Annotated in this window: 24 protein-coding genes; 13 read left to right on the forward strand and 11 right to left on the reverse strand. The window is 62.9% G+C overall.

The features are described from left to right. Nucleotides 1-6 precede the first annotated feature (6 nt). The 6 genes from ACFODV_RS08945 to rarD all read right to left on the reverse strand — a co-directional run bounded on the left by ACFODV_RS08945 (nucleotide 7) and on the right by rarD (nucleotide 5,193). Nucleotides 7-507 carry a type II toxin-antitoxin system YhaV family toxin gene (locus tag ACFODV_RS08945; protein WP_379757847.1) on the reverse strand — a complete coding sequence of 167 codons (501 nt, stop codon included), beginning with the start codon at nucleotides 505-507 and terminating at the stop codon, nucleotides 7-9. Continuing rightward, complete coding sequence (locus tag ACFODV_RS08950) at nucleotides 504-839, reverse strand: type II toxin-antitoxin system PrlF family antitoxin (protein ID WP_379757850.1); 336 nt, start codon at nucleotides 837-839, stop codon at nucleotides 504-506. Before ACFODV_RS08950 ends, ACFODV_RS08945 begins: the two co-directional genes overlap by 4 nt. Nucleotides 840-1,133: 294 nt before the next feature. Then, complete coding sequence (locus ACFODV_RS08955; RefSeq protein WP_379757853.1) at nucleotides 1,134-2,297, reverse strand: Fic family protein; 1,164 nt, start codon at nucleotides 2,295-2,297, stop codon at nucleotides 1,134-1,136. Between the two features lie 290 nt (nucleotides 2,298-2,587). Further along, entirely contained in the window at nucleotides 2,588-3,844 is a 1,257-nt protein-coding gene (locus ACFODV_RS08960; RefSeq protein ID WP_379757856.1) for a type II toxin-antitoxin system HipA family toxin, read from the reverse strand. Continuing rightward, a complete protein-coding gene (locus ACFODV_RS08965; RefSeq protein WP_379757859.1) occupies nucleotides 3,831-4,169 on the reverse strand; it encodes a helix-turn-helix domain-containing protein in 339 nt (112 codons plus the stop codon). Before ACFODV_RS08965 ends, ACFODV_RS08960 begins: the two co-directional genes overlap by 14 nt. 115 nt (nucleotides 4,170-4,284) lie before the next feature. After that, on the reverse strand, nucleotides 4,285-5,193 hold the full coding sequence (gene rarD / locus ACFODV_RS08970; RefSeq protein WP_379757862.1) for an EamA family transporter RarD: 909 nt from the start codon (nucleotides 5,191-5,193) through the stop codon (nucleotides 4,285-4,287). Nucleotides 5,194-5,327: 134 nt separating this feature from the next. On the opposite strand from rarD, the gene ACFODV_RS08975 reads away from it, so the two are divergent. Both ACFODV_RS08975 and ACFODV_RS08980 read left to right on the forward strand, forming a co-directional pair. After that, on the forward strand, nucleotides 5,328-6,143 hold the full coding sequence (locus ACFODV_RS08975) for an amidohydrolase (RefSeq protein WP_379757865.1): 816 nt from the start codon (nucleotides 5,328-5,330) through the stop codon (nucleotides 6,141-6,143). Next, nucleotides 6,143-6,841 (forward strand): pseudouridine synthase, encoded by a 699-nt coding sequence (locus ACFODV_RS08980; RefSeq protein ID WP_379757868.1) that lies wholly within the window; start codon nucleotides 6,143-6,145, stop codon nucleotides 6,839-6,841. The genes ACFODV_RS08975 and ACFODV_RS08980 overlap by 1 nt, the downstream gene beginning before the upstream one ends. A gap of 76 nt (nucleotides 6,842-6,917) precedes the next feature. On the opposite strand, the gene ACFODV_RS08985 is transcribed toward ACFODV_RS08980, so the two are convergent. From ACFODV_RS08985 to ACFODV_RS09000, 4 genes are all read right to left on the reverse strand, one after another. Then, nucleotides 6,918-9,041, reverse strand: a complete 2,124-nt coding sequence (locus tag ACFODV_RS08985; RefSeq protein WP_379757871.1) for a YjbH domain-containing protein — start codon at nucleotides 9,039-9,041, stop codon at nucleotides 6,918-6,920. Further along, nucleotides 9,038-9,856, reverse strand: a complete 819-nt coding sequence (locus ACFODV_RS08990) for a capsule biosynthesis GfcC family protein (RefSeq protein ID WP_379757874.1) — start codon at nucleotides 9,854-9,856, stop codon at nucleotides 9,038-9,040. The genes ACFODV_RS08985 and ACFODV_RS08990 overlap by 4 nt, the downstream gene beginning before the upstream one ends. Then, on the reverse strand, nucleotides 9,847-10,428 hold the full coding sequence (locus tag ACFODV_RS08995) for a hypothetical protein (RefSeq protein ID WP_379757877.1): 582 nt from the start codon (nucleotides 10,426-10,428) through the stop codon (nucleotides 9,847-9,849). Before ACFODV_RS08995 ends, ACFODV_RS08990 begins: the two co-directional genes overlap by 10 nt. Before the next feature lie 141 nt (nucleotides 10,429-10,569). Continuing rightward, nucleotides 10,570-10,878 (reverse strand): hypothetical protein, encoded by a 309-nt coding sequence (locus ACFODV_RS09000; RefSeq protein ID WP_379757880.1) that lies wholly within the window; start codon nucleotides 10,876-10,878, stop codon nucleotides 10,570-10,572. A gap of 428 nt (nucleotides 10,879-11,306) precedes the next feature. Here ACFODV_RS09000 and ACFODV_RS09005 point away from each other — a divergent pair, with 428 nt between their 5' ends. The 5 genes from ACFODV_RS09005 to ACFODV_RS09025 all read left to right on the forward strand — a co-directional run bounded on the left by ACFODV_RS09005 (nucleotide 11,307) and on the right by ACFODV_RS09025 (nucleotide 16,143). Beyond that, the gene (locus ACFODV_RS09005; protein ID WP_379757883.1) at nucleotides 11,307-12,464 is read left to right on the forward strand and encodes a polysaccharide export protein; all 1,158 of its coding nucleotides are present in this window, start codon (nucleotides 11,307-11,309) and stop codon (nucleotides 12,462-12,464) included. Nucleotides 12,465-12,487: 23 nt separating this feature from the next. Next, the gene (locus ACFODV_RS09010) at nucleotides 12,488-12,919 is read left to right on the forward strand and encodes a low molecular weight protein-tyrosine-phosphatase (RefSeq protein WP_379757885.1); all 432 of its coding nucleotides are present in this window, start codon (nucleotides 12,488-12,490) and stop codon (nucleotides 12,917-12,919) included. A gap of 45 nt (nucleotides 12,920-12,964) precedes the next feature. Continuing rightward, complete coding sequence (locus ACFODV_RS09015; protein WP_379757888.1) at nucleotides 12,965-15,187, forward strand: polysaccharide biosynthesis tyrosine autokinase; 2,223 nt, start codon at nucleotides 12,965-12,967, stop codon at nucleotides 15,185-15,187. A gap of 166 nt (nucleotides 15,188-15,353) precedes the next feature. Further along, on the forward strand, nucleotides 15,354-15,653 hold the full coding sequence (locus ACFODV_RS09020) for a nucleotidyltransferase domain-containing protein (RefSeq protein ID WP_379757891.1): 300 nt from the start codon (nucleotides 15,354-15,356) through the stop codon (nucleotides 15,651-15,653). A 10-nt stretch (nucleotides 15,654-15,663) separates the two neighbouring features. Further along, nucleotides 15,664-16,143 carry a hypothetical protein gene (locus ACFODV_RS09025; protein WP_379757894.1) on the forward strand — a complete coding sequence of 160 codons (480 nt, stop codon included), beginning with the start codon at nucleotides 15,664-15,666 and terminating at the stop codon, nucleotides 16,141-16,143. A gap of 10 nt (nucleotides 16,144-16,153) precedes the next feature. Here the strand turns inward: ACFODV_RS09025 and ACFODV_RS09030 are convergent, their stop codons facing one another. After that, a complete protein-coding gene (locus ACFODV_RS09030; protein ID WP_379757897.1) occupies nucleotides 16,154-16,927 on the reverse strand; it encodes a site-specific integrase in 774 nt (257 codons plus the stop codon). On the opposite strand from ACFODV_RS09030, the gene ACFODV_RS09035 reads away from it, so the two are divergent. The 6 genes from ACFODV_RS09035 (at nucleotide 16,921) to ACFODV_RS09060 (ending at nucleotide 23,578) form a co-directional block, all read left to right on the forward strand. After that, a complete protein-coding gene (locus tag ACFODV_RS09035) occupies nucleotides 16,921-17,469 on the forward strand; it encodes a hypothetical protein (protein WP_379757901.1) in 549 nt (182 codons plus the stop codon). The genes ACFODV_RS09030 and ACFODV_RS09035 overlap by 7 nt on opposite strands. Before the next feature lie 369 nt (nucleotides 17,470-17,838). Next, nucleotides 17,839-18,138, forward strand: a complete 300-nt coding sequence (locus tag ACFODV_RS09040) for a hypothetical protein (protein ID WP_379757905.1) — start codon at nucleotides 17,839-17,841, stop codon at nucleotides 18,136-18,138. A gap of 3 nt (nucleotides 18,139-18,141) precedes the next feature. Next, a complete protein-coding gene (locus ACFODV_RS09045; RefSeq protein ID WP_379757908.1) occupies nucleotides 18,142-18,369 on the forward strand; it encodes a hypothetical protein in 228 nt (75 codons plus the stop codon). 285 nt (nucleotides 18,370-18,654) lie between these two features. Beyond that, nucleotides 18,655-19,491, forward strand: coding sequence for an AAA family ATPase (locus ACFODV_RS09050; RefSeq protein WP_379757911.1), 837 nt, complete (start codon nucleotides 18,655-18,657; stop codon nucleotides 19,489-19,491). Between the two features lie 1,267 nt (nucleotides 19,492-20,758). Next, nucleotides 20,759-22,567, forward strand: coding sequence for an ABC transporter ATP-binding protein (locus tag ACFODV_RS09055; protein ID WP_379757914.1), 1,809 nt, complete (start codon nucleotides 20,759-20,761; stop codon nucleotides 22,565-22,567). A 27-nt stretch (nucleotides 22,568-22,594) separates the two neighbouring features. After that, on the forward strand, nucleotides 22,595-23,578 hold the full coding sequence (locus ACFODV_RS09060; RefSeq protein ID WP_379757917.1) for an NAD-dependent 4,6-dehydratase LegB: 984 nt from the start codon (nucleotides 22,595-22,597) through the stop codon (nucleotides 23,576-23,578). Nucleotides 23,579-23,584 lie beyond the last annotated feature (6 nt).

The following is a 23,584-nucleotide window of genomic DNA, read 5'->3' on the forward strand; positions in this document are numbered from 1 at the left end:
TCATAGTCAAGGTTCATCTTCCTCCTCTGCTCCCAGAAGCGTTTTGATGCGTTCGCCATCACTGATGGCCGCTCTCCGTAAGTCATCCCAGCTATCCGGTGGGTTACCGTTCCTGAGCATCTTGCGGAAGACAGCATAAGCATCGTGTTTGCTTTCATAGGCGCGCTTGGTAGATTCGTCGTTGACCCAAGCGTAAATCAGGATCTTGTTAGCAAAGTCGTAGCGAAAGAACAACCGGTACTGCTGGTAGAACTTTGCCCGGTGCCAATGGGTATGCTCTGTTCCGAGCGTGTTCTCTTGACGATACTGAGGGCCTGAGGGGTCCTGTGGTATGTCGTTTAGGGCCAGCTTCACAATCGCTGCCAGGCGCTTGGTGGCTGGCTTGCTGCGATATCCGTCCGGATCTTTTGCTTGCAGTCGCTTCACCTTGCCGGTGAGCGCATCGACCTGCTCTAGGAACAGCGGATGTGCGTAAATCGTCCATCCGTTTATCTCTAGAGGGCTCATTCGTCGTCATCGTCCTCTGGCAGCGCCTCATCGAGGTCTACCTCGACGCCTGCAGTCAGGCGTTCAGCCTCGGCAAAGGTGCTGGCAGTGACAGAACGAATGTTTTCCGGGTGCTCCTGTAGATCGCTCTCCAGGAAGGCCAGGAAGCTGGCAATTACGGGGTCTTGACTGGACTCATCGCGGGCTCGAGTGAGCACTACTTCCCCATTGGGGCGAATCACATAGTGAATCCGATCGCGGCGCTTCAGCTTCAGCGCACGGCGAACCGATGCCGGAACAGTCGTCTGGTAACGATTCGTCAGGGTGGAGTCATCCTCAATAGCTGTGTTCACGATTGGCCTCCGCTCAATGGTAATGCAAAAGTAATGCATTAAAGGTAATGCAACTGCATTGCCTCGTCAATGGCAGGGAAAGCAATCAATAGGTCTCTAGTGTGACACCCTATTCTTGCGTATTCCGGCGAACGTGACCGGTCATTCCGGCGATCGTGACCGATTTGCTCACCGGTCTCTCGCTGGCTCTGGTTTTGTAAGCTGACCGGTCACGATGGGTCAACTGTTGCCGCCGGCGCTGCGGCGCGGTCATCTTCTGCATGCCGTATAGGTTATCGCGCCCAGTGAAGGCTCCTACCGCTCCTTACCTTGGCGGAACTGCTCCGGCACCAGGTAGCGCGTACTGCGGCCCCCTCCAGGCAGTTTTATCAAGCAGCCCTGCTCGACCATGTCAGCAAGGTGGCGGGTTGCGGTTGCCTTACTGACCTTGGCGACTTTCTGGTACTGCGACGCACTGATGCCGTGCTCAAAGCCTCTCTCACCGCCATCCAGCAAACGGTTCAGCACCTTCACCTGCTCGGGCAGCAGACGTGCCTCCCGGGAGTGCTGCCAGAAGCGGGCTTTGGCCAGCGTCCGCTCTACCTGGTTCAGAACGTCCAGCAAGGTGGCATTCAGAACCTCCAGGAACCAGACAAGCCAGGCGGTCAGGTCGGGCGTGCCCCGCTGGCTCGCCTCTAGGCAACGATAGTAGTCGTCGCGACGCTCCAGGATGGCCGCCGACATGGCATACAGGCGGATACTCTGCTGATCCGCCTGCGCCAGGGCTCGGTCGGCGATGGCTCGGGCAATCCGGCCGTTACCATCTTCAAACGGATGCAGCGTCACAAACCAGACGTGTGCCAAGCCCGCCCGAACCAGGGGATCCAGCGTCGGATCATGCCGGCTGGACTCGAACCATGCGAGGAACTGGTCAACCTCGTGTTCCAACCCCTCTCGCGGTGGTGCCTCGAAATGCACCTTGGGACGATCGAGGCGGCCCGAGACCACCTGCATGGGCTCTACCCCGCGCCACTGCCCGGGTCTCAGCGTCGTCAGGCCGACGTCAGCATCAGGGAGCAACCATCGATGCCACTGAAACAGCCTCTCGGCGTCCAACGGCGTCTCAGGCTTGAGGGTGGCATCCAGCATCAACTCCGCAAGGCCTTCGGAACGTGGTGAGGTCGTTCCCTCCGCTTCTTCTATGCCAAGGCGCCGGGCCAAGGACGAGCGGACTGAGGCGACATTGAGCCGCTCCCCTTCGATGGCCGAAGACGTGACGATGCTCTGCAACAGCGTGTCCAGGGCGGCTCTCGCTTCGGCGTCCTGATCGTCCGTGGGCGTCAGGGCCCCAGTCCGGCCGACAAGGATACCGAGATCCCGCCAGCACGCCTGCACTCGAGGCTGGATCTCAGCGGCTCGCCATATGAAGCATGGCCAGTCCGGGTGCTGCCAGATCCACGTCGTGGTGTGATCGGTCATCCCAGATCTCCAGAGGGGCGGTAGAGCCGGCTTGCATCTTTACGACTCACTTTATGAGCCGAATAATGATTGTTTTCGACTCACCGGGCAAGTCTCTTGAGCTTTCAAAGAAAACGAGGGACTCATGATCATGCTGCCGTCAGCGCAGCGGTCATGCGGACGATGCCGAGATGGCTGCCCGCCAGCGGCGGCAAGCGTTACGCCGCGTTTCCCTAGGCCTGGGCGCGCAGCCGTCTTCTGACAAGACATCCGTGCTCTGGTCAGTAGTGCGCCGCCAGGAGAGAGCCATCTCATGCCTCGGCATAGCCCTCCAACGCAAACGGATTCAGAAACTGTCTGCCCCAAAGGAAGTTGCGGTCGACCGGGCTCAGGTCGGCCTCGTCGCACATGGCACCCCAGCTATCATGGATTGTCGCGATTTGGTGATTGATGATTTCACGGGCCTGGGCATGGCTCAGTCCGAGCCGCTCCGCGGCTGCCAGGCAATGGACGAGCTGACTGCGGCGTTCCTGGCCATGCAGCAGCATGGCCTGGGTGGCTTCGCCACCGGTTCGCGACTGAGGACAGATGTCATAGGCCGGCGTCAGTCGATAGCTTGCGCCATCCCAGAAGGCAGCATGGTTACGTGCATGGTCGTCGGTATTGCCGCAGAGCACGTTGAAGACGATGCGACCGAACAGCTCGCGCAGCGTTTGCCTTGGCTGGTCGAACTCGCCTCGGATCCGATGGGCGAGATCCTCATAGCTGGCATAGCGGGCCATCATCTCGTCCAGACCGAGTAGCGTGAGGGCCGACAGCACAATGCGCCGACTCCAGCCGTCTTTGGCCTTCACTCTGTCGAAGCGTTCCACCAGCAGGACATCCTTGCCCAGTGAGCGAGCCATCTCGACGGGAGCGACATAGAGCCCCACCTGCCTGGCGAGCCGCATGGCGACGAACTCGGCCTTCACCACGCTGTAGAGGTCGGTGCTGGAAGAAAATTTTGCCACCAGCTTGCGATCCCGATCGTCCAGCAGGGCCTTGGGGCGGGCACCGCCGATACTGCTGCCGTGCTGCATGGCCTGGTCAAGCGCCGGAGGCAGCGGTTCTCCTGCCTCCACATACGCTGAGGCTTCCTGCAGTTCATCCAGGGTGGCGGTTTGGCTCTCTCGCGGCCGATAGTCGGTGGCAGACTCCTGGAAATCCAACGCACCGATCCTGTCCGAGCCGGACTCCAGCAGGTAGACCAGCTCGTTGAAGTCGACACCATCAGCCGCATCGCCTTTCTGCCCGGTCAGGCGGTTGATGATGACGCGACGCCCCCATGCATCGGGGGAGGCGTCACGCAGGCAGGAGGGCAGTGCACCGTCGGCCTGAGTCTGGTTCCCGGGCTGAAGGGGAAGCTCGTCTGGGAAGAGCCCGATCGCATCATCGCGCGCGAGGTAGCGACGACCATAGGTAAAGCGATAGCGGTCCTGATCATCGCGCTCGACAAGACCGGCGACCACGGGAGATGTCTGCCCGGGAAGCCAGATCCAGACATAGGCGCGTCGGCTAGAAGTCATCATCGAGGGACTCCTGGGTCTGGCGGCGAACGCGCTTGGGGAGCAATGTCAGCCGTTCCCTCTGGGTCGCCTGTTCTTGCTTCAATGTGTCCAGGTCATCGGTAAACAGCGACACGCCAACCAGCGCCGCCGCTTCAAGGTATGTGCCGATGGCCACCCGGGGGGAGCCCTTGGCGACCTGACGGATGGTGACCACGCCGACACCCACCCGCTCGGCGAGCTCGTCTCGGGTCCATCCCTTGCGAAGCCTTCCCTCTTCGATCAGCTCGGCAAGCAGGCGCAGCGAAAGGGACGCTTTAGGGCTTAGGGTAACGTGTCTCGTTTTCATGGCGACATTATAGTATCGGTATGGCCTTTTATCGATACTATAATGTCGGTTTCGTGAATATCGGTTTCGTGCCAAAGCTGCCCGCCAGCTACGGCAAGCGTTACGCCGCGTTTCCCTAGGCCTGAGCGCGCGTCCGGCTCTGCCAGGCCGACCAGGTGTAGAGCGCAAGCCCGGTCCAGATTAGCAGAAAGGTAATCAGCTGTGCCGCGGTAAGGGGCTCGCCGAACACCAGCAGGGCGATGCCGAACTGGATGGTGGGGTTGATGTACATCAGAAAGCCCAGGGTGGCCAGGCGCAGCCGCCGCGCCGCGCCGGCAAAGGCCAGCAGGGGCAGGGCGGTGATCACCCCGCTGGCCACCAGCAGCAGAGTCGTGCGGGTTTCGCCCAGGAAGTGGGAGAGATCGACCTGCACCAGCCAGCCCAGCGTCAGCAGCGCCACGGGCAGCAGCAGCAGGGTCTCCACGAACAGCCCGGAGAGGCCATCCAGCGGCACCTGCTTGCGCATGAGCCCATAGGTGCCGAAGGAGAACGCCAGCACCAGGCTGATCCACGGCAGCTCGCCGAGCATCAGCAGCTGGATCAGGATCGCCAGCGCGGCCAGCCCCACCGCGATGGCCTGCAGCCGGTGCATGGTCTCGCGCAGCACCAGCATGCCCAGCGCCACGTTGACCAGCGGCGTCATGAAGTAGCCCAGGCTCGCCTGCAGCACCTGGCGGGTCTCCACCGCATAGATATAAATCCCCCAGTTGATCGCGATCAGCACGGCACAGCCCAGCACCGTGCCCAGCCGGCGCGGCTCGCTCAGGGCCTGGCGGATCGGTGCCCAGCGCCGCAGCAGGGTGACCAGCCCCACCAGGAACAGACAGGACCACAGGATCCGGTGGATCAGGATCTCGTAGGCCGGCACCCCCTGGAACAGAGCGAAGAACAGCGGAAAACAGCCCCACATGATGTAGGCGGAGAGGCCGAAGGCGACCCCCTTGGCGGGCTCCCGATCGGGGGCGGTAGTGGGCGATGGGCGCATGGAGCCTCTGAAGGGCGGGGAATCGAAGTGAGTACGTTAGCAGGCTATTGGGCACGCCGCCACGGGAGCGGCTGACGTGGCGCCGGCCCTGGGGTACGCTAACGCCCTGACACCTACCTGAGCGGGAGCACCCCATGAGCGAACTGAGAGCGACCCTGGTGCAGTGCGACCTGCGCTGGGAAGACCCCGACGCCAACTGTCGGATGCTGGAGGAGACCCTGGGCGATCTCGGCCAGGCCGACACCGACCTGATCGTGCTGCCCGAGATGTTCGCCACCGGCTTCACCATGAACTCCCGGGAAATGGCCGAACCCATGGCCGAGAGCCAGACCATCGCCTGGCTGCGGGAGCAGGCCTGGCAGCGCCGCTGCGTGGTCACCGGCAGCGTGGCAGTGGTCGAAAACGGCAATTACTTCAACCGCCTGGCCTGGGCGCGCCCCGACGGCTCAATGGCCACCTACGACAAGCGTCATCTCTTCCGCATGGCCGGCGAGCACGAGCGCTACGCCATGGGCCATGAGCGGGTGATCGTCGAGCTCAAGGGCTTTCGCCTGCTGCTCAGCGTCTGCTATGACCTGCGCTTCCCGGTCTGGCTGCGTCAGCAGCCGGCGCCGGACGAGCACTTCGAATACGATGCCCTGCTCTGCGTGGCCAACTGGCCGGCGCCGCGGCGCCACCCCTGGCGCACCCTGCTGCAGGCCCGCGCCATCGAGAACCTCTGCCCGGTGATCGGCGTCAACCGCGTCGGCGAAGACGCCAACGGGCTGCCCTATGCCGGCGATTCCATGCTGATCGACGCCAAGGGCGAAGCGCTGATCGACGAGCCCGAGGGCAAGGCCTTTATCAAGACCGGGACCCTGTCGCTGGAGGAGCTTCGCGCCTTCCGCGAGAAATTTCCCGCCTGGCGCGATGCCGATCATTTCACCCTATCCGATGGAGTCGGCTACTGATGCGTCTGGACCGTTTTCTCGCCGAGACCACCGAACTGACCCGTAGCCTGGCCAAGAAGGCCCTGCACCGCGAAGAAGTCAGCGTCGACGGCGAGATCGTCAAGAACCCCGCCATGCAGATCGGCGATGACAACCGCGTGACCTGGAACGACCAGCCGCTGGCGCTGGTGGGGCTGCGCTATCTCATGCTGCACAAGCCCGCCGGGGTGGAGTGCACCGCCCGGCGCACCCTCTACCCGCGGGCCATCGACCTGGTGGCGCTGCCCAAGGCGGAACGCCTGCAGACGGTGGGCCGCCTGGACGTGGACACCACCGGCCTGGTGCTGCTCACCGACGACGGCCAGTGGTCCCACCGGGTGACCTCCCCGAAGCATCGCTGGGGCAAGGTCTACCGGGTGACCCTGGACGAGCCGCTGGAAGGGGAAGCGCTGGCACGCGCCGTGGCCGCCTTCGCCGAAGGCGTCACGCTGGACGGCGAAGACAAACCCACCCGCCCGGCGGAACTGGCCATGCGTGAGCCCAGCGTGGCCGAACTTACCCTCTTTGAAGGCAAGTACCACCAGGTAAAGCGCATGTTCGCCGCCATCGGCTGCCACGTCGCCGCCCTGCACCGCGAATCCATCGGCCCGCTGGCGCTGGGCGGCCTGCCCCCCGGCGAATGGCGCGAACTCACCGCCGACGAAGTCGCCGCGTTCTAACCCCCACCTTAACTCCCCCTCGGGGTCAGACCCTTAAGTGAATTTAGGGGTCTGACCCCGATTGACCAACCCCGATTTACCAGGCGGTGGCGTGTTCGTCCCAGTAGCCGTCCAGGTCGCGTTCTTCGGTAACGTCATACAGGTTGTAGCGACGTTCCAGGGTGGCGCCGCCGTCTCGGGTCAGCGGTTGCCAGGCCACGTCGGCGCGGTCGCGGCTGGAGCGGGTAAACAGCGCGTTGAAGGGCACCGAGAGGTAGAGGCCCTTGTCGAAGCCGCCTTCGCCGAAAGCGTCGCCGGCGTCGGTCCAGGTGCCCCAGGCGCCGACCCGCACGCCCGACGCGAACTCCCGAGAGAGATCCAGCGTTGTGCCGACGTCCCCGGCCAGGTAGCGGCCTACGCTCACCTGGGCCAGCACGTCCTCGATGCCCGTCTCGAGGTAGGCGGTGAGATGCCCGGTCCAGGCGTCGTAGTCGCGCAGGCCGAAGCCCTGGTCGAATTCGCGCTGGCGCACCCAGTTCATGTCCACGCCCAGCGCCAGGGGGCTGTTGAAGGGACGATACATCAGCTCGCCGCCGACACCGGCGTACATCATCTCAAGCAGGCCGCCATACCCCATGGCGTACCAGTTATCGCCCAGCTTTGCGGTGCGGGTGTACTGCAGCGATTCGATCCCGAAGGTCGATTCGGACAGATAGTCACCGATAAAGGTGCGCACCCGCGGGAGATCGGAATCGGCGATGTACTCGTAGTCGTCGAGGTTTTCCAGGGCGGTCCATGCCAGCTGCCCGGAGAACCAGCCGTTGCGGTCGGTGCGATACTCCGCCTCGAGCACCGCCAGCAGCCGGTAGAGGTAGCCGTCCGGGCCGCCGAAGTTCTGGTCCAGCCGCGGCCCCAGGCTCCACTGGAAGCGCTGCGGCGGATTCGCGTGCAGCACCTCGGCGCCGGGGTTGTCGCGCAGTTCGGCATGGGCATAGACCCCGTAGAGGTGGTCCTCTTCGCGATCCTCGGCGCCTGCCGCTGCGACCAGCGCCTGGCGGTCGTGCACACCCTCGCGCAGGGGCATGCCGCGATTTTCCCAGCGGAAGCGGAAACGCTCCACCTGGTCGTCGGCCTGGGCGTTGAGGATGCGTCCGGCGCGCACCTCGCTGTGCATCAGCGAGGGGTAGGTGGTCGGCTCGCCGGTCACGGTGATGTCGCCCCCCTGGCGGGTGATTCGCGACACCAGGATGCCGGCGTCGTCCTCGAGCTCCTGGCTCACCGCCGACCAGCTTTCCCGCGGCGGGGCGGCCGGGTCGGCCAGCGCCGGGTCGCCCTTGACCTGGCTAAGCCCCGCCAGGTCAATGTTATAGCTCAGCCCGGCCATGGCGGTGTTGCCGCGCTGCCAGCCGGCCTTTAGCTCCAGGTTGTCGGAAAGCGCCAGGCGCGCCCCCAGGTTCATTCGGCTGTCCTGTTCCTGATCGTTGTTCTGCGGCTCGTTGGCGTAGTCGTTGCCTTCCACTTCAAGCTGCAGCACCAGCGGCTGCCAGGGGGTCTGCCACTCCACGCCGCCAAACAGCGCCATGGGGCCCCGGAACAGCGCATCCACGGCGAACTCGCCGCCCTGGTCGCCGCCGGCCCGGCCCGGTCGCTCATCGAAACTCTCCGCCACCCAGCCGAAGGGGGAATCCACGTCGGACTGGTTGCCCAGATAGCCCCAGCCCAGCCCCAGGGTAAGGTCGAAATCGTACCAGCGCTTGCTGGCCACCAGGTACTCGGCGCCGAACAGCGTGGTGCCGCCCACGTCGCGCAGGCCCAGCGCTACCTGCGGCCAATAGCGGGTCTCCTCGAGCAGGCGCAGCTTCATATCAAAGCCCTTGTCGAGATTGGCGCGCCCGTCGCCGGCGGCTACGAACTCGCGGTTCTCCACCTCGACATAGCGAAACCCGCCCTCGAACCACTCGGTGGGCTGGAAGAACACGTTGTAGCGACGATAGGGCTGCGTTCGGCTCCAGGTCACGCTCATGGCGCCCAACGGCGCCATTCGAGCGGTAGGCGTCTGCATCAGCCCCACGCCCCCGAAATCGCTCTGGCCAGCGCCCAGTTCCCCCGCCAAGCCCTCAGCCAGAACCGGCCCGGCCACCCCGGCCAGCAGCACCGCCACCGGGGTCAGACCCTTAAGCGGATTTTGGGGTCTGACCCCAACGGTGAGCTTGTTCCTCATGGTTCGTTCCTCTGTTCGTCCTTGATGCCTTGCAGGCGGCATGAGTCGCCCGGGAGCCGGGTGGCGAGGTAGGCGGGCAGGCGGGCGTTGATCAGGTCGCTTTCCACCGTGGTGCCGGGGAAGGGCAGGGCGCTGCGAAGGCCCTGCCGGCTGGGCAGCTGCACCATCAGGCGGCTGCCGGGGGCCAGCGGGGTGTTGTCGCGATTCCAGGCAGCGATGCCGAGACGGCGTATCTGCCCGAGGGGGTCGATCACCGCGACCGTATCGGCGTTCTGAATGGCCGCCGCGGGCAAGGCATTGACCAGCTGCGTCAGGTCCAGCCCGCCTCGCCAAGGCCGGCGCTCGACGCCGTCCAGCCCCCACACTTCCACCCAGCCCGGCACCTGGCAGTGGCCCCAGTGCGTCAAGCTGGCCAGGGGAGGGTTGCTGCGCAGATTGGCGCCTAGCCAGGCCAGGTCAACGCGGCCCGGGGTGCGTCCGGTCAGCGGCGCGTCATCCGCCAGTGCCTGGCGCCAACTCACCAGGCCAGCGGCAAGCGCCACATTGCCGGCGATGGTTGCGCTGGCCATCAAGGTATCGAGCTCCGCCAACAGGCGGCCCTGGCGCGCCGGCAGCGTTGCGGCGGTATCCTGGCGGAGCGCCACGCTGTAGCTCCAGGTGAGCGGCGAATTGTCGGTCTCAAGCTGGGCGAGCCACGCCTCGGCCAGGGTGCTTGGCGCCGCTGGCGTCTGGGCCAGGGCCGGGGTAGCGGCCATGGCCAGCCCCGCCAAGGCCAACGACAGGCGGCGCCTGAGCGGCGTTTGCCTTACCACCATGGTCTCGCGACCTCCCATTCGATTCGTGGTCCATCGGGCCAGGGAGTCTCGGCCACCGCCCACAGCCTAAGCGTCTCGGCATCCCGCCACAGGGTGGCGCTCGTTACCCGGCCATCCTCCCAGGTCAGCTGCTGCTCGCAGCGCTGAAGCGCCAAACGAGTCAGCGGCATCTCGCGCAGCTCAGGCACACCGCACGACAGCTGACCCCTCGCGCGCTGGCGGGCCACGCCGCCGTTGGGCGTCTGCCAGCTGCGCGAGAGCTGGAAGGCGCCAGGTTCGGCCTCCTGCCAAGGCACATAGCCGGCCGGTGCCGGGTCGCCAGTGGCCGGGTGGTAGCCGGTGTCCAACAGATCCTGGGCCAGCCCGGCGGTGGCCTGCAGGCCGTCGCGATACAAGGCGACCAGCCCCTGGTTGCCAGTGGGCCACAGCGTCGTGTCGCCGGCCTGGGCGCCCATGACCACCAGGCCCCGGCGGTCGCCGGCGTCCAGCTGCAGGCTGGCAAACGAAATCGATTCCGCCCGGGCCGCAATGGCGTCGCTGGACATCCGCCCGTCCTGAATGGCACCGATCACGGGAGAGGTCCCGGCACTGGTGCAGCCCGTGAGCAACAAGACGCCAGCGACAAGGGATAACCGCCAACGTAAAAGAGCCGCCCCAGGGCGGCTCTCGATCGTAGCGGAATGCGTGACATCAGATGGCATGCGCAGACCCGATCAGTTGGTTCCGGAAGAAGACGAGGAACTGGTTGCCGCTGCGGCGACACCTGCCGCGACAACAACACCACCCACGACCAGGGCAGTTGTGGAAAGGCCAGTGGCCGCCGCGAGCCCGGTGAGACCGCCGGTAGCTGCAGCGCCCCCAGCAGTCGCGGTGCCGGCGCCTGTCGCAGTACCGGCGCCAGTAGCGGTGCCTGTAGCGGTACCGGTACCAGTCGCGGCGCCAGTGGTTTCTTGCTGAGCAATGGCCAGGGGCGAGGCCAGCAGGCTGGCGATGGCGGCAATTGCGAAGGTTTTCTTGATCATCGGGTGACTCCGTGTCGATGAGTGACTCAGCACCCAGTGGTGCAGTCAGTAAAGAATAATGCTCAGAGTGAAGGGTAATGCTTGAGTGACGACAATGGTAGTGCGAGCCACGGCTGTTCGCCAATATTTACGCATGCTTGTAAGAGATTGCCGACAATTGATGCCAGTCAATGCTTCCGCATGGGCTCCCGGGGGTGGGCGTGCTAGAATACGCCCCCTATATGGGCAGGATATCATCCTCGATGTAATCGTTATGTCACTGTTACGTTAGAGCTTTTTAATTTGCTGCTTGAATCATCAACTTGAATGATCAAATAGTCACGCCTGTCACTGCGGTGGTGGGCATCATGCCGGCCTCGGGGATGCGCCTTGTCACCTCGGGGCGGTAGCGTGTCCGGACGAACCCTATTTCGAGAGGCCCCACCATCATGCGCCACGTCATCATGCGCCAAGTCATCACGCGCCAAGTCATCATGCGCCACTCCCGACGGTTGATCGCAACGCTCAGCCTCGCCTCCCTGGGCCTGCTGGCCGGCTGTGCCTTCGCCCCCGGCAGCCATATGGATTACCGCTCCGAAACCGCGCCCATCGATGAGCTGGTGAACGTCGAGCCTATTACCCCGGGGCTTCTCGCCAGCTGGCATGCCGAAAAGGTTGACCCATCCGCCAGCAATCCGGCGCTGCAGGAAGCGCTAGCCGACTACGAGTATCGCATTGGCTCGGGGGATGTCCTCAGCATCATCGTCTACGACCACCCCGAACTCACCAACCCCGGCGGCACCGAGCGCAGCGCCGCCGAGGTGGGCAACCGCGTGCAGGCCGACGGTACCTTCTTCTATCCCTATATCGGCCGGGTGACGGCCGAGGGCAAGACCATCGACGAGATCCGTCAGGAGCTGACCCGGCGCCTGGCAAGCTTTATCACCGAGCCCCAGATCGAAGTCAGCGTGGCGGCCTTTAACGCCAAGAAGGTCTACCTCAGCGGCGAGGTCAGCGAGCCCAAGAGCCTGCCCATTACCAGCGTACCCCTGACCCTGGTAGACGCCATCAGCCAGGTAGGCAGCGCCAACCCCGGGGCCGATTGGCATGCCGTCTACCTCAACCGCAATGGCCAGCAGGAACAGATCTCGCTGTATGCACTGATGCGCAACGGCGACATGACCCAGAACCGCCTGCTGCAGCCGGGCGATATCCTGCACGTGCCCAGCGCCGAGAATCAGGCCGTGGCGGTGATGGGGCAGGTCCGCCTTCCGGGCAACATCTCGCTGGGCAATGAGCGCATGAGCCTGACCGACGCCCTGGCCCGCAGCGGCGGCATCAACGAAACCAGCGCCAGCGCCTCCGGCATCTTCGTGATTCGCAGCAATGACCCCGGCAGCGCCAAGCTCGCCACCGTCTACCAGCTGGACGTGCGCAACGCCGCCGCGTTTACGCTGGGTAGCCGTTTCGCGCTGGAGCCCCAGGACGTGGTCTACGTGACCACCGCCCCGGTCGCCCGCTGGAACCGCGTGATCAGCCTGCTGCTGCCGTCGATTCGCCTGCCCGGCGCCACGGCGGAAAGCCTGACCGACGCCCGCGACCTCTAACCTCCCTGACGTCCCTATCCGCCATGTTTCAGCGACTTCTTGTTGTTTGCACCGGTAATATCTGCCGCAGCCCGGTGGCCCAGGCCATGCTGACCCGCGCCCTGCCTGGGCGCGATATCGGCTCTGCCGGGCTGGGGGCGCTGGTAGGGCACGGCGTGGAACCCACTGCCCGGGCCCTCGCCGAGGCCGACGGCCTGGACGTTGCCGACCACGCCGCCCGCCAGCTCACCCGCGAGATGCTCACCGCCGCCGATCTGATCCTGGTAATGAGCAGCGGCCAGCGCCGCGCCGTGGGAGAGCTCGCCCCCGAGGCCCTGGGCAAGACCATGATGCTGGGCCAGTGGCTGCCCGGCAGCTCGGACATCCCGGATCCCTATCGCAAGAGCCGAGAAGCCTTCGAGCATGTGCACGGGTTGCTGCGCAACGCCACTGACGCCTGGGCAACGCGGCTCTAGCACGCCCCCTTTCTTGACTTCTTAGCTACGGAACGCGCACCGTCAATGACTGACCCCACCCAGACTCCTTCCCGGGCCGCCGCCGCTGCGCCGGCGGATGATGAAATCGACCTCGGTCGGCTCTTCGGCCTGCTCCTCGACCACAAATGGCTGATCATCCTGGTCACGGCGCTGTTTGCCGTGGTCGGTGCCGCCTATGCCATCCTCGCCGCGCCGGTCTATCAGGGCGATGCGCTGGTGCAGGTCGAGCAGCGGTCTTCCCTCAGCCCGCTGGGCGACCTGGGCGATGTGTTCGGCCAGGAAACCGAATCGTCCACCTCGGCCGAGGTGCAGATCCTGCAATCGCGCATGGTACTGGGCCAGGTGGTCGATCGGGTCGAACTCGATACCGTGGTGCGGCCCCGTGCCCTGCCGATCATCGGCGACTTCGTGCTTCGCCGACAGATACCGCGGCCCGATGTCATGGCCGGCAAGCCCTATATCTGGGGAGGCGAGCGCATCGAGGTGGGCCGGTTTGGCGTCAGCGACGCCCTGCGCGACACACCGATCTTCCTGACATCCACAGGCGACGGCGGCTACCGGCTGCGCATCGAGGATCGCCAGCTGGGCACCGGTGAGGTCGGGCAGCTGACCCGCGCCGACAACGGCGCCATTACCCTGCGCGTGGCCGAACTCACCGCGCCGGAGGGTGCCGAATTCATCCTGACCAAGCGCACCCGCTCCACCGCCATCCGCGCCCTCAGCAATCGCCTCAGCGTCAACGAGGTGGGGGGAGGTCGCAGTGCCAGCACCGGCATGCTGCGCCTGACCCTGACCGGCACAGATCGCGACGAGATCCGCGCATCACTGGACGCCGTCACCGAAACCTTCCTGACCCAGAACGTCGAGCGTCAGTCCGCCGAAGCCGAGCAGAGCCTGGATTTCCTGGAAGAGCAGGCCCCCGAGCTGCGCGCCCAGCTCTCCGTGGCGGAGGACTCCCTCAACGACTATCGGGTTCAGCAGGATAGCGTCGATCTCTCCAGTGAAGCTCAGGCGGTGATCCAGCAGTTCATCGAGGTCGAGCGCCAGCTCAACGAACTGGAGTTCCAGGAGGCCGAGCTGGCCCAGCGCTTTACGCCCAACCACCCCAGCTATCAGTCGCTGCTGCGCCAGAAGCGCCAGCTGCAGACGCAGCGCGCTGAGCTCAACGAGCGGGTCAGTCAGCTGCCCGCCGCCCAGCAGGAGATCGTCAGCCGCACCCGCGACGTGGAAGTGACCCAGGCCATCTACGTCAACGTGCTCAACAAGATGCAGGAGCTGCAGGTCGCCCGCGCCGGCACCGTAGGCAACGTGCGCATCATCGACGAGGCGCTGGTGGGCAGCGAGCCCATCGAGCCCAAGAAACCGCTGATCGTGGTGCTGGCCACCCTGCTGGGCGGCATGCTGGCCGTGGGGATCGTGCTGGTGCGTGGCCTGCTCAACCGCGGTGTAGAATCGCCGGAGCAGATCGAAGACGCCGGCATGCCCGTCTATGCCACCGTGCCGCTCTCCGACGACCAGAACAAGCTGACTCGCCGGGTCAAACACAAGCGTGACAGACACGCCAGCCAGGTCGCGACGGCGGTGCTGGCCGAGCGTGCCCCGGCGGATAATTCCATCGAGGCGCTGCGCGGCCTGCGCACCAGCCTGCACTTCGCCATGCTGGAAGCCACCGACAACCGCCTGGTGATCACCGGCCCCAGCCCCTCGGTGGGCAAGAGTTTTGTTTCCATCAACCTGGGGGCCGTGTGTGCCCAGGCCGGCCAGCGGGTGCTGGTGGTGGATGCCGATATGCGCAAGGGGCATATTCACAACGCCTTCGGCGGTCGCAGCAAGGAAGGGCTTTCCGAACTGCTAACCGGCAAGCTCGGGCTCAACGACGTCATCCGCAGCAGCAACATGGAAGGGTTTCACTATATCGCGCGTGGCGAATCGCCGCCCAACCCTTCGGAGCTGCTGATGAACGCCCGCTTCAGCGAGTTCATGGAAGCGGTCAGCCAGCAGTATGACCTGATCATCATCGACACCCCGCCGATCCTGGCGGTGACCGACGCCGCCATCATCGGGCACCAGTGTGGCACCACCCTGATGGTTGCCCGCTTCCAGCAGAACCCGGTGCGTGAACTGCAGATCGCCACCCGCCGGCTGGAAAACGCCGGCGTGACCGTCAAGGGCGTCATCCTCAACGCCATGGAGCGCAAAGCCGCCACCTATTACGGCTACGGCTACTACAACTATTCGTATAAGTGAGGAGCGAGGGGCGAGGGGCGAGGGGCGAGGGGCGAGGGGCGAGGGGCGAGGGGCGGGGCATCCCTGTGGGAGCGCAATTTATTGCGCGAAAGCGGTGCCACGTGTCTTTGTGGGAGCGCACGCCTCGACTTGCCAGGGGTCTCACCCAAGTGAGCCACAAGCAGCCATGCGACTGAATCAACACGACATCGATGTCATCAAGGCGGCCACTGCCGATATCTTCGGCAAGGAGGCCGAGGTCCGGCTCTTTGGCTCGCGCGTTGATGACGCTGCCAGGGGCGGCGACATCGACCTGATGGTCACGGTCACCCAGCCCCTCGATAACCCGGCCTGGGACTGTGCACGCCTCGAAGGGTCTATCATCATGAAACTCGGGGAGCAGAAGATCGATGTTCTGCTGGAGGCTCCCGGGTTAAAGCGTTTTCCGATCCACGAGATCGCCCGGGAGCAGGGCATCCGGCTGTGAGGAGCAAGCAATGACGCTATCGCCGGAAACTGCCGAAAGACTGTCCTTCCTTGTGAGGGTCGCCGGTAAGGAAATTACCCACCTCGAGTATGCCGATGAGCAGGCTTTCAGCCCGCCTCTGACGCGTGAATCAGTCGAAGGCCTGGATAACAATCCCGCACTGGCCTTGACAATCGAAGCCTTCACTAGTCGTTTCTGTCGTCTACAGGATACGGTCGGCGACAAGCTGCTCCCGGCCCTTCTCAAGGCATTGGGAGAGCCAGCAAGTGCTCTGTTGATCAACCTCAACAAGGCGGAAAAGTACGGATGGCTTGACTCAGCTGATCAATGGGTAAATTTGCGTCAGCTGCGTAATAAGATGATTCACGAATATATCGAGGATTCTGACGTACTATATGTGTCACTGATGACGGCACATGACAACCTCTCGGTCCTGAAACGGTTTGCCAGAAGTCTTATTTCGCAAGTTGAACAGCTACAAACGCTGTGACGCCTTAGCCTCACCGCCAATACACCCAGGGCAGCGCCTCCTCCACGCCGCCGTAAAAATCCCCGGCATGGTCCTCAAACGCATCGCTACGCCGGATATAGCGCTCGAAGGTACTCTGGGAACGGTGACCGCTGACGCGCTTGATATCCACTGCCTCCTTGCCGCGACGATGTGCCTCGGTGATAAAGCCGGCCCGAAAACTATGCGGAGAGAAGCCACGATCGGCCATGCCGGCCGCCACCAGGTGATGCGCCAGACGCTGGGCCACCACGCCGCCGGTCAGCCGACCGGCACCCAGCTTCCCGCTCAGGCTGATGCTGCGAAACACCGCACCTCGCCAGATACCCGAGGCCGCAAGCCAGGCCTCCAGCATCCGAACGGGGCAGTAGGGGAAACCGTCAGGCGCGCGGAGGATGGCCTTGGTCTCTTCGGCCCCCTCCTGATTGGTCTTGCTGCGCCGCAGGCCCACCAGAATACCGCGGGCCTCCCACTGGATATCCTCCAGGTAGAGCGCCACCACCTCGCTACGCCGAAAGGCGCCGTGGAAGGAGAGAGCAAAGAGGGCGCTATCGCGCTTGCCGCGCAGGTCAGTGCGATCGATATGATCCAGCAGGTAGTGCAGGTCCTCAAGCAGCAGCGGCGGCGCCTCCTTCTGGCGGGTACCGGCGGAGCGGCGAATGCCGCGCATCACCGCGCGCACCGGCATGCTCTTCACCGGCGAGGGCAGATTCATATAGCGGTGCCACATGTGCAGGGAACAGAAGGAGCGCAAGCGCCATGGCACGTCCTATCAACCACGACCAGAACTTCAAGAACCTGATTCTCGACTATCCGCGTGAGGCGCTGGCCTTCTTCGCCGCTAACGAGGCGCAGGATATCGATGCCAGCGTGACCATCACCCCGCTGCGCCAGGAGCAACTCAAGGAGCGGCTAGGCGAGCGCTTTCGCGAGTTGGATGTACCAACGCTGGAACCCGATATCGAGAAGCGGATCAAATACTTGGATTTTGTCGATATTTACACGGGATTGAGTGATGCCGAGTGGCAACTCTACGAATCCCGCTATCCGCAGGAGAGCACCGCCATGACTGGATTGGTTGAGCGTTTGCAAACAGAAAGCATGCAGCAGGGCATGCAGAAGGGCATGCAGCAGGGCCGCCACGAAGGAGTCGAAGGCACCCTACGCAAACAGATCGAGATGAAATTCGGTGATCTTCCTGCCTGGGCCGATGAGCGACTGGCACAGGCCAGCGACGAACAGCTAGACGCCTGGGTGGCCAGAATCCTCACCGCCGACACCCTCGACGCCCTGTTCACCGAGCAGTAAGCAGGACTCTTGTAGCAGCGCACGGTTCGACGCCTCGACTTGCTGCGCGAAAGCGGTGTCACCAACCCCAGCCCTCGCCGGGTCAGACTCCCGGCGGTGGGCACAGCGCCGGCACGCAGCACAACATAGGCACCCCGACTTGTCAGGGGTCTGACCCAAGAGGCCACGAGGCCACCAACCCCAGCCCTCGCCGGGTCAGACTCCCTGGCGGCGACTCCCGCCGCGCGGTACCTTGATAGCGACAATCTTGTAGCCCGCCTTAACCTGCCTAACATGCAGTGGACCCCGGAACAGTAGGTCGACATCTATGCCAAGGCGATCGAGGGCCTGCTAACGCTGGAACCCGACATCGAGAAGCGGATCAAATACTTGGATTTTGTCGATATTTACACGGGATTGAGTGATGCCGAGTGGCAACTCTACGAATCCCGCTATCCGCAGGAGAGCACCGCCATGACCGGACTGGTAGAGCGTTTGCAAACAGAAAGCATGCAGAAAGGCCGGCACGAAGGGGTGGAAGGCACGCTACGCAAACAGATCGAGCTGAAGTTCAGCGAGCTTCCCGCCTGGGTCGATGAGCGCCTGAAGCAAGCCAGTGACGAACAGCTGGATACCTGGGTAGCCAGGATCCTCACCGCCAACACACTCGATGAGGTCTTCAACCGCTGAGCTATGCGTCTGAATCAGCACGACATCGATGTCATCAAGGCGGCCGCTGCCGATATCTTCGGCAAGGAGGCCGTTGTCCGGCTCTTCGGCTCCCGCGTTGATGACGCCGCCAACGCCGCCAACGCCGGCAACCTGATCCCCGCTGCCGACGTCGAGGCCAAGTTCGCTGCCAAGCGTTTAGCAACGCGTCGGCGGCTTGAAAACAAAAAAGAAAAGGCCAGTTCTCGTTGATAAGGGTGACCCATGAATAACCACCACAGTCAACACCAATCATCGGCATCAGAGCTGCGAATCGAAGGGCTGCGTGGTGTGGGTCACGTCGAACTTCAGTTAGACCAAAGTCAGCGGGTCACGACTCTTATTGGTGCTAACGGCATCGGCAAGACCAAGGCCCTCGAAGCGCTTTTCCAATACCATTTCTTGAGCAATCGCCTGGTAGGCAAGGTGTTAGAAAGGCAGGTGATACTCCAACCTGACACGTTGGTTTTCGATCGGCTTGATGACCAAGAAAATAAGTTGGTTCGTGCTAAAAGTGCGACGCAGGTCTCGCGCTGGCAAGCAGAGAACCAGCTCGCCATGCATGAGCAGCCGGTGATATTCCTGGGCTCCCAGAACCGCGGTTTCATCCAGCATGAAAGCCACCAGCCGCCGGCGATTCGCACCCTGCAGCAGCGCCGCGAGGGGTACCTCAAGCAGGTCTTCCAGGGCATGGCCAGCCAGTTCACCAGCCTCAACATGCAGGTGGGCATAGAGCAGTGGTTTATTAGCCTGGCCCAGTCGGCCAACCCCTATCAGAAGAAGGAAGACAACCGCGAAGTCGAGATTCATACACTGCTCAGGCTGCTGAACCAGATCGATGATCGAATAGATCCCGAGTTTCTGGAAATCAGCGGCGACAGCCGGGTCAGCCTGAAGGTGGAGGGCCAGAAGCGTGAACTTTCGCATCTCAGCTCTGGCTTCGCTTCGCTCCTTAAGCTGCTGCAGGCCATTGTTTCCGGTTACGGGTACTTCACCAACGAAACGCGGCTGCAGCATGTCAAGGGCATCGTGTTGATCGACGAGATCGAAAGCCACCTGCACTTGGCCTGGCAAGTGCGCATCATCCCGTTGCTGAAGGCGCTGTTTCCCCATACCCGTTTCATCGTCTCGACCCATTCTTCGCTGGTGATCTCGCAGCTGCATGAAGGCGAAGCCTACCGCCTGCAGCGCGATGAGTGTGGCGTGGTGCGGGCCGGTCGTATCGCCGCACCGGACAAGGCCGCCATGATCGACGTGCTCAAGGATGCCTTCGGCATCGACCTCAATCGCATGAAGCGCGAGCGGATGTCAGCTGAGGAGCAGAAGCAGGCCTAGCAGCGTCTGCTGTCGCTGATCCAACAGCAGGGAACGGTACCGCCTTGACAAGTTCCATGCTGAAGATAGCCGCGAAAAGCGCAATCTGGAAAAGCACAAGTTCGATGTCTTCCACCTGGCCAGTGCCAAATGTAACGACCTCGAGCTGGCCTCCCAGGACACCGACATCGCCAAGCTCGAAAAGCTTCACCGAACGTATCGCCTACTCAATCCATGAAAGCCAACAAGTCGTTGCTCATCATCAGTTTCCAGCTAAATCAGAAAATTAAACGCATAGCGGAGGCCAAGGAGCCTCACCGCGCCGCGCCGATCTGGCAAGCGGATAACCCCGCAGAGTCAAGTTTCTCCCTTGTGGGAGCGCAATTTATTGCGCGAAAGCGGTGCCACTAACACCAGCCCTCGCCGGGTCAGACTCCCGGCGGCGAGCACAGCCCCGGCATGCTGCGCAACACAGGCACCCCGACTTGCCAGGGGTCTGACCCAAGAGGCCTCGAGGCCACCAACACCAGCCCTCGCCGGGTCAGACTCCCAGCGGCGATTTGCCAGGGGTCTGACCCAAGAGCCCACGAGGCCACCAACACCAGCCCTCGCCGGGTCAGACTCCCGGCGGAGACCACAGCCCCGGCACACTGCACCAACACAGGCACCCCGACTTGCCAGGGGTCTGACCCAAGAGGCCTCGAGGCCACCAACACTAGGCCCTCGCCGGGTCAGACTCCCGGCGGCAAACACAGCCCCGGCAGTATGCACAACACAAGCACCCCGTTTTGCCAGGGGTCTGACCCAAGAGCCCACGAGGCCACCAACACCAGCCCTCGCCGGGTCAGACTCCCGGCGGCGAGCACAGCTCCGGCACACTGCACAACACAAGCACCCCGATTTGCCAGGGGTCTGACCCAAGAGCCCACGAGGCCACCAACCCCAGCCCTCGCCGGGTCAGACTCCCGGCGGCGAACACAGCCCCGGCAATCTGCACAACACAAGCACCCCGATTTGCCAGGGGTCTGACCCAAGAGGCCACGAGGCCACCAACACCAGCCCTCGCCGGGTCAGACTCCCGGCGGCGAGCACAGCGTCAGCACACTGCACAACACAGGCACCCCGACTAGCCAGGGGTCTGACCAAAGAGGCCATGAGGCCACCAACACCAGCCCTCGCCGGGTCAGACTCCCGGCGGCGAGCACAGCGCAATCACTCAGCGCAACACAGGCACCCCGACTCGTCAGGGGTCTGACCCAAGAGCCCACGAAAGTTTGAAAGCCTCTCTATGTTCACAAGCCTGAAAGAACTCTACTCCCTGCTCACCACCGAGCAGCGCAAGAAACTTCTGCGCCTGCAAATCCTAGTGATGCTGATGTCCTTCGCCGAGATCGCCGGCGTCATCTCCATTGGGCCATTTATGGCGCTGGTGGGTGACATGAGCCAGCTGCAGGGCGAAGGGATGATGGCCGAGCTTTACCGGGCCAGCGGCTTCGAGGAGCCCCGTACTTTCCTCTTCTGGCTAGGCATTGGCGTGCTGGTAATACTGACTGGTGCGGCGCTGACCTCCATGTACACCATCTGGCGGCTCTCCATGTATGGTGCACGGGTGGGGGCAGAGCTCAGCAGTCGGCTCTACCGGCACTATATGCATCAGCCCTGGCTATTTCACGCTAGTGGCAGCAGCAGCCAGCTCACAAACCAGATCGCCCAAGAATGCCAGCGCATCACAAACAACATCATTAACCCGCTGATGCAGATGAACGCTAAGCTGGTGATGGCGCTGTTCATGACGGTGGCAATCTTTCTCTACAACCCGGTGGTGGCGCTGGCGGGGCTGGCAATCTTCTCCCTGGCCTATGTGTTGCTCTTTCGCACCGTACGCCGGCGCCTGATCCGTAACGGCAAAAGTATTTCAGAGGCCCAGCAGCTTCGTTTCAAGCTTATGGGGGAAGGTTTTGGCGGCATCAAGGATGCGCTGCTGCTGGGCCGTCAGCAGGTCTTCACCGACCGTTTTGATGGCGCTAGCGAACGCTTCGCCGAAGCCCAGGGCACCACCCAGGCTATGGGCCAAGTACCGCGGTATGCCATGGAACTGGTCGCCTTCGGCAGTGTGATCTTCCTGATCCTCTATCTGCTGGCCTCGCATGAAGGCAATCTGGGTTCAATTCTTCCAGTGCTATCTGTTTATGCCCTGGCCGGTTTCAAACTGCTGCCCGCCTTCCAGCAGGTCTATACCAGCCTATCGCAGATCCGCGGTAACTTGGCGGCCTTCGATGCCCTGCGAGATGACCTCTATGCCAGTAGCCGGGAGAGCATCCGGAAACCGCTTACCGAGCAGGAACGCACAGAGCAGCGCCTGGCGCCCAAGCAGACTATCCAGCTGACCAACGTCACCTTTACCTACCCTGGTAAACAAGAGCCGGCGCTGAAAGGGCTGAATCTGGAAATCCCTACCAATAAGGTGATCGGCCTGGTGGGGGCTTCCGGCTCGGGTAAGTCCACCGCCATCGACCTGCTGCTGGGCCTGATTGAGCCCCAGCAGGGTCAGATTCTGATCGACGGCCAGCCGCTCACCGACGCGAACCGCCGCGCCTGGCAGAATAGTTTGGGCTTCGTGCCCCAAGCGATTTTCCTCGCTGATAGCTCTATCAGGGAAAATATCGCTTTCGGCCTCCCGCCGGAGTCTATCGACGAGGGTAAAGTGCGCCAGGCGGCCAGCATGGCGCATCTCGATGAACTTCTGGCTGAACTACCCGACGGCCTGGAAACTCGCGTGGGTGAGCGCGGGGTGCAGCTCTCCGGCGGCCAGCGCCAGCGTATCGGCATTGCCCGAGCGCTTTATCACGATGCCGATGTGCTGGTGCTGGATGAGGCCACCAGCGCTCTGGATGGCATCACCGAAAAGCTGATCATGGATGCCATCCATGATTTCTCCGGCAAAAAAACCATCATCATGATCGCCCACCGCCTGGCCACGGTTAAGCAGTGCGACTCGATCTATCTGCTGGCCGAGGGCCGAGTAGTTGATCAGGGCACCTATGGCGAACTGGCCGAGCGTAACACCATCTTCCAGCGCATGGCCGAGCATGCGTAACATGTTATCGAGACGGAATTTTTCGTAATGAAGCAAACTGTGTTGATTACTGGCGCTGACGGTTTCATCGGCTCCCACCTGACCGAGCTTCTCGTCCGTCAAGGCTATAAGGTCAAGGCGCTTTCCCAGTACAATTCTTTCAACAACTGGGGTTGGCTGGAAGATGTTGACTGTCTCAACGAGATCGAGGTACTCAACGGAGATGTACGTGACCCGCACTACTGCAAGCACATCACCAAAGACATCGATGTTATTTATCACCTGGCGGCGCTGATTGCGATTCCCTACTCCTACGTAGCACCGGATAGCTACGTGGATACCAATATCAAGGGCACGTTGAATATCTGCCAGGCGGCGCTCGAAAATGGCGTTAAGCGGGTGATTCACACTTCGACCAGCGAGGTATACGGGACGGCTCAGTACGTCCCAATCGACGAGGACCATCCGCTGCAGCCGCAGTCGCCTTACAGCGCCTCGAAGATCGCCGCAGACGCCATGGCGATGAGCTTCTACAATGCTTTCGATCTGCCGGTGACCGTGGCGAGGCCCTTCAATACCTATGGGCCGCGCCAGTCGGCGCGGGCGGTGATTCCGACCATCATCAGCCAGATCGCCAACGGCATGAAACAGATCAAGCTTGGCGATGTCTCGCCGACCCGCGACTTCAACTATGTCGAAGATACCTGCCAAGGGTTCCTGGCGCTGGCCAACTGCGAAGCCGCCGTGGGCCAGACGGTTAATATCGCCTCGAACTACGAGATCTCGGTGGGCGATACGCTCAACGTCATTCGTGAACTGATGGGCAGCGATGTCGAGTTCATCACCGATGAGCAGCGCCTGCGGCCGGGCAAGTCCGAGGTCTTCCGACTGTGGGGGGACAATACCCGGATTCGCGAACTGACCGGTTTTTCTCCGCAGCACGATATCCGTGCCGGACTGCAGAAGACCATTGACTGGTTCACCCAGCCGCACCATCTGGCCAAGTACAAGGCCGATCTCTACAACGTTTGAGTGCTG

Source organism: Halomonas tibetensis (assembly GCF_042643535.1).
In the GTDB taxonomy this organism is placed as follows: domain Bacteria; phylum Pseudomonadota; class Gammaproteobacteria; order Pseudomonadales; family Halomonadaceae; genus Halomonas; species Halomonas tibetensis.

Excerpts from the sequence above, each read along its gene's own strand:
- ACFODV_RS08945 (WP_379757847.1), bottom strand. The coding sequence starts at position 507 with ATGAGCCCTCTAGAGATAAACGGATGGACGATTTACGCACATCCGCTG.
- ACFODV_RS08955 (WP_379757853.1), bottom strand. The coding sequence starts at position 2,297 with ATGACCGATCACACCACGACGTGGATCTGGCAGCACCCGGACTGGCCA.
- ACFODV_RS08960 (WP_379757856.1), bottom strand. The coding sequence starts at position 3,844 with ATGATGACTTCTAGCCGACGCGCCTATGTCTGGATCTGGCTTCCCGGG.
- ACFODV_RS08965 (WP_379757859.1), bottom strand. The coding sequence starts at position 4,169 with ATGAAAACGAGACACGTTACCCTAAGCCCTAAAGCGTCCCTTTCGCTG.
- rarD (WP_379757862.1), bottom strand. The coding sequence starts at position 5,193 with ATGCGCCCATCGCCCACTACCGCCCCCGATCGGGAGCCCGCCAAGGGG.
- ACFODV_RS08975 (WP_379757865.1), top strand. The coding sequence starts at position 5,328 with ATGAGCGAACTGAGAGCGACCCTGGTGCAGTGCGACCTGCGCTGGGAA.
- ACFODV_RS08980 (WP_379757868.1), top strand. The coding sequence starts at position 6,143 with ATGCGTCTGGACCGTTTTCTCGCCGAGACCACCGAACTGACCCGTAGC.
- ACFODV_RS08985 (WP_379757871.1), bottom strand. The coding sequence starts at position 9,041 with ATGAGGAACAAGCTCACCGTTGGGGTCAGACCCCAAAATCCGCTTAAG.
- ACFODV_RS08990 (WP_379757874.1), bottom strand. The coding sequence starts at position 9,856 with ATGGTGGTAAGGCAAACGCCGCTCAGGCGCCGCCTGTCGTTGGCCTTG.
- ACFODV_RS09000 (WP_379757880.1), bottom strand. The coding sequence starts at position 10,878 with ATGATCAAGAAAACCTTCGCAATTGCCGCCATCGCCAGCCTGCTGGCC.
- ACFODV_RS09005 (WP_379757883.1), top strand. The coding sequence starts at position 11,307 with ATGCGCCACGTCATCATGCGCCAAGTCATCACGCGCCAAGTCATCATG.
- ACFODV_RS09010 (WP_379757885.1), top strand. The coding sequence starts at position 12,488 with ATGTTTCAGCGACTTCTTGTTGTTTGCACCGGTAATATCTGCCGCAGC.
- ACFODV_RS09015 (WP_379757888.1), top strand. The coding sequence starts at position 12,965 with ATGACTGACCCCACCCAGACTCCTTCCCGGGCCGCCGCCGCTGCGCCG.
- ACFODV_RS09020 (WP_379757891.1), top strand. The coding sequence starts at position 15,354 with ATGCGACTGAATCAACACGACATCGATGTCATCAAGGCGGCCACTGCC.
- ACFODV_RS09025 (WP_379757894.1), top strand. The coding sequence starts at position 15,664 with ATGACGCTATCGCCGGAAACTGCCGAAAGACTGTCCTTCCTTGTGAGG.
- ACFODV_RS09035 (WP_379757901.1), top strand. The coding sequence starts at position 16,921 with ATGGCACGTCCTATCAACCACGACCAGAACTTCAAGAACCTGATTCTC.
- ACFODV_RS09045 (WP_379757908.1), top strand. The coding sequence starts at position 18,142 with ATGCGTCTGAATCAGCACGACATCGATGTCATCAAGGCGGCCGCTGCC.
- ACFODV_RS09055 (WP_379757914.1), top strand. The coding sequence starts at position 20,759 with ATGTTCACAAGCCTGAAAGAACTCTACTCCCTGCTCACCACCGAGCAG.
- ACFODV_RS09060 (WP_379757917.1), top strand. The coding sequence starts at position 22,595 with ATGAAGCAAACTGTGTTGATTACTGGCGCTGACGGTTTCATCGGCTCC.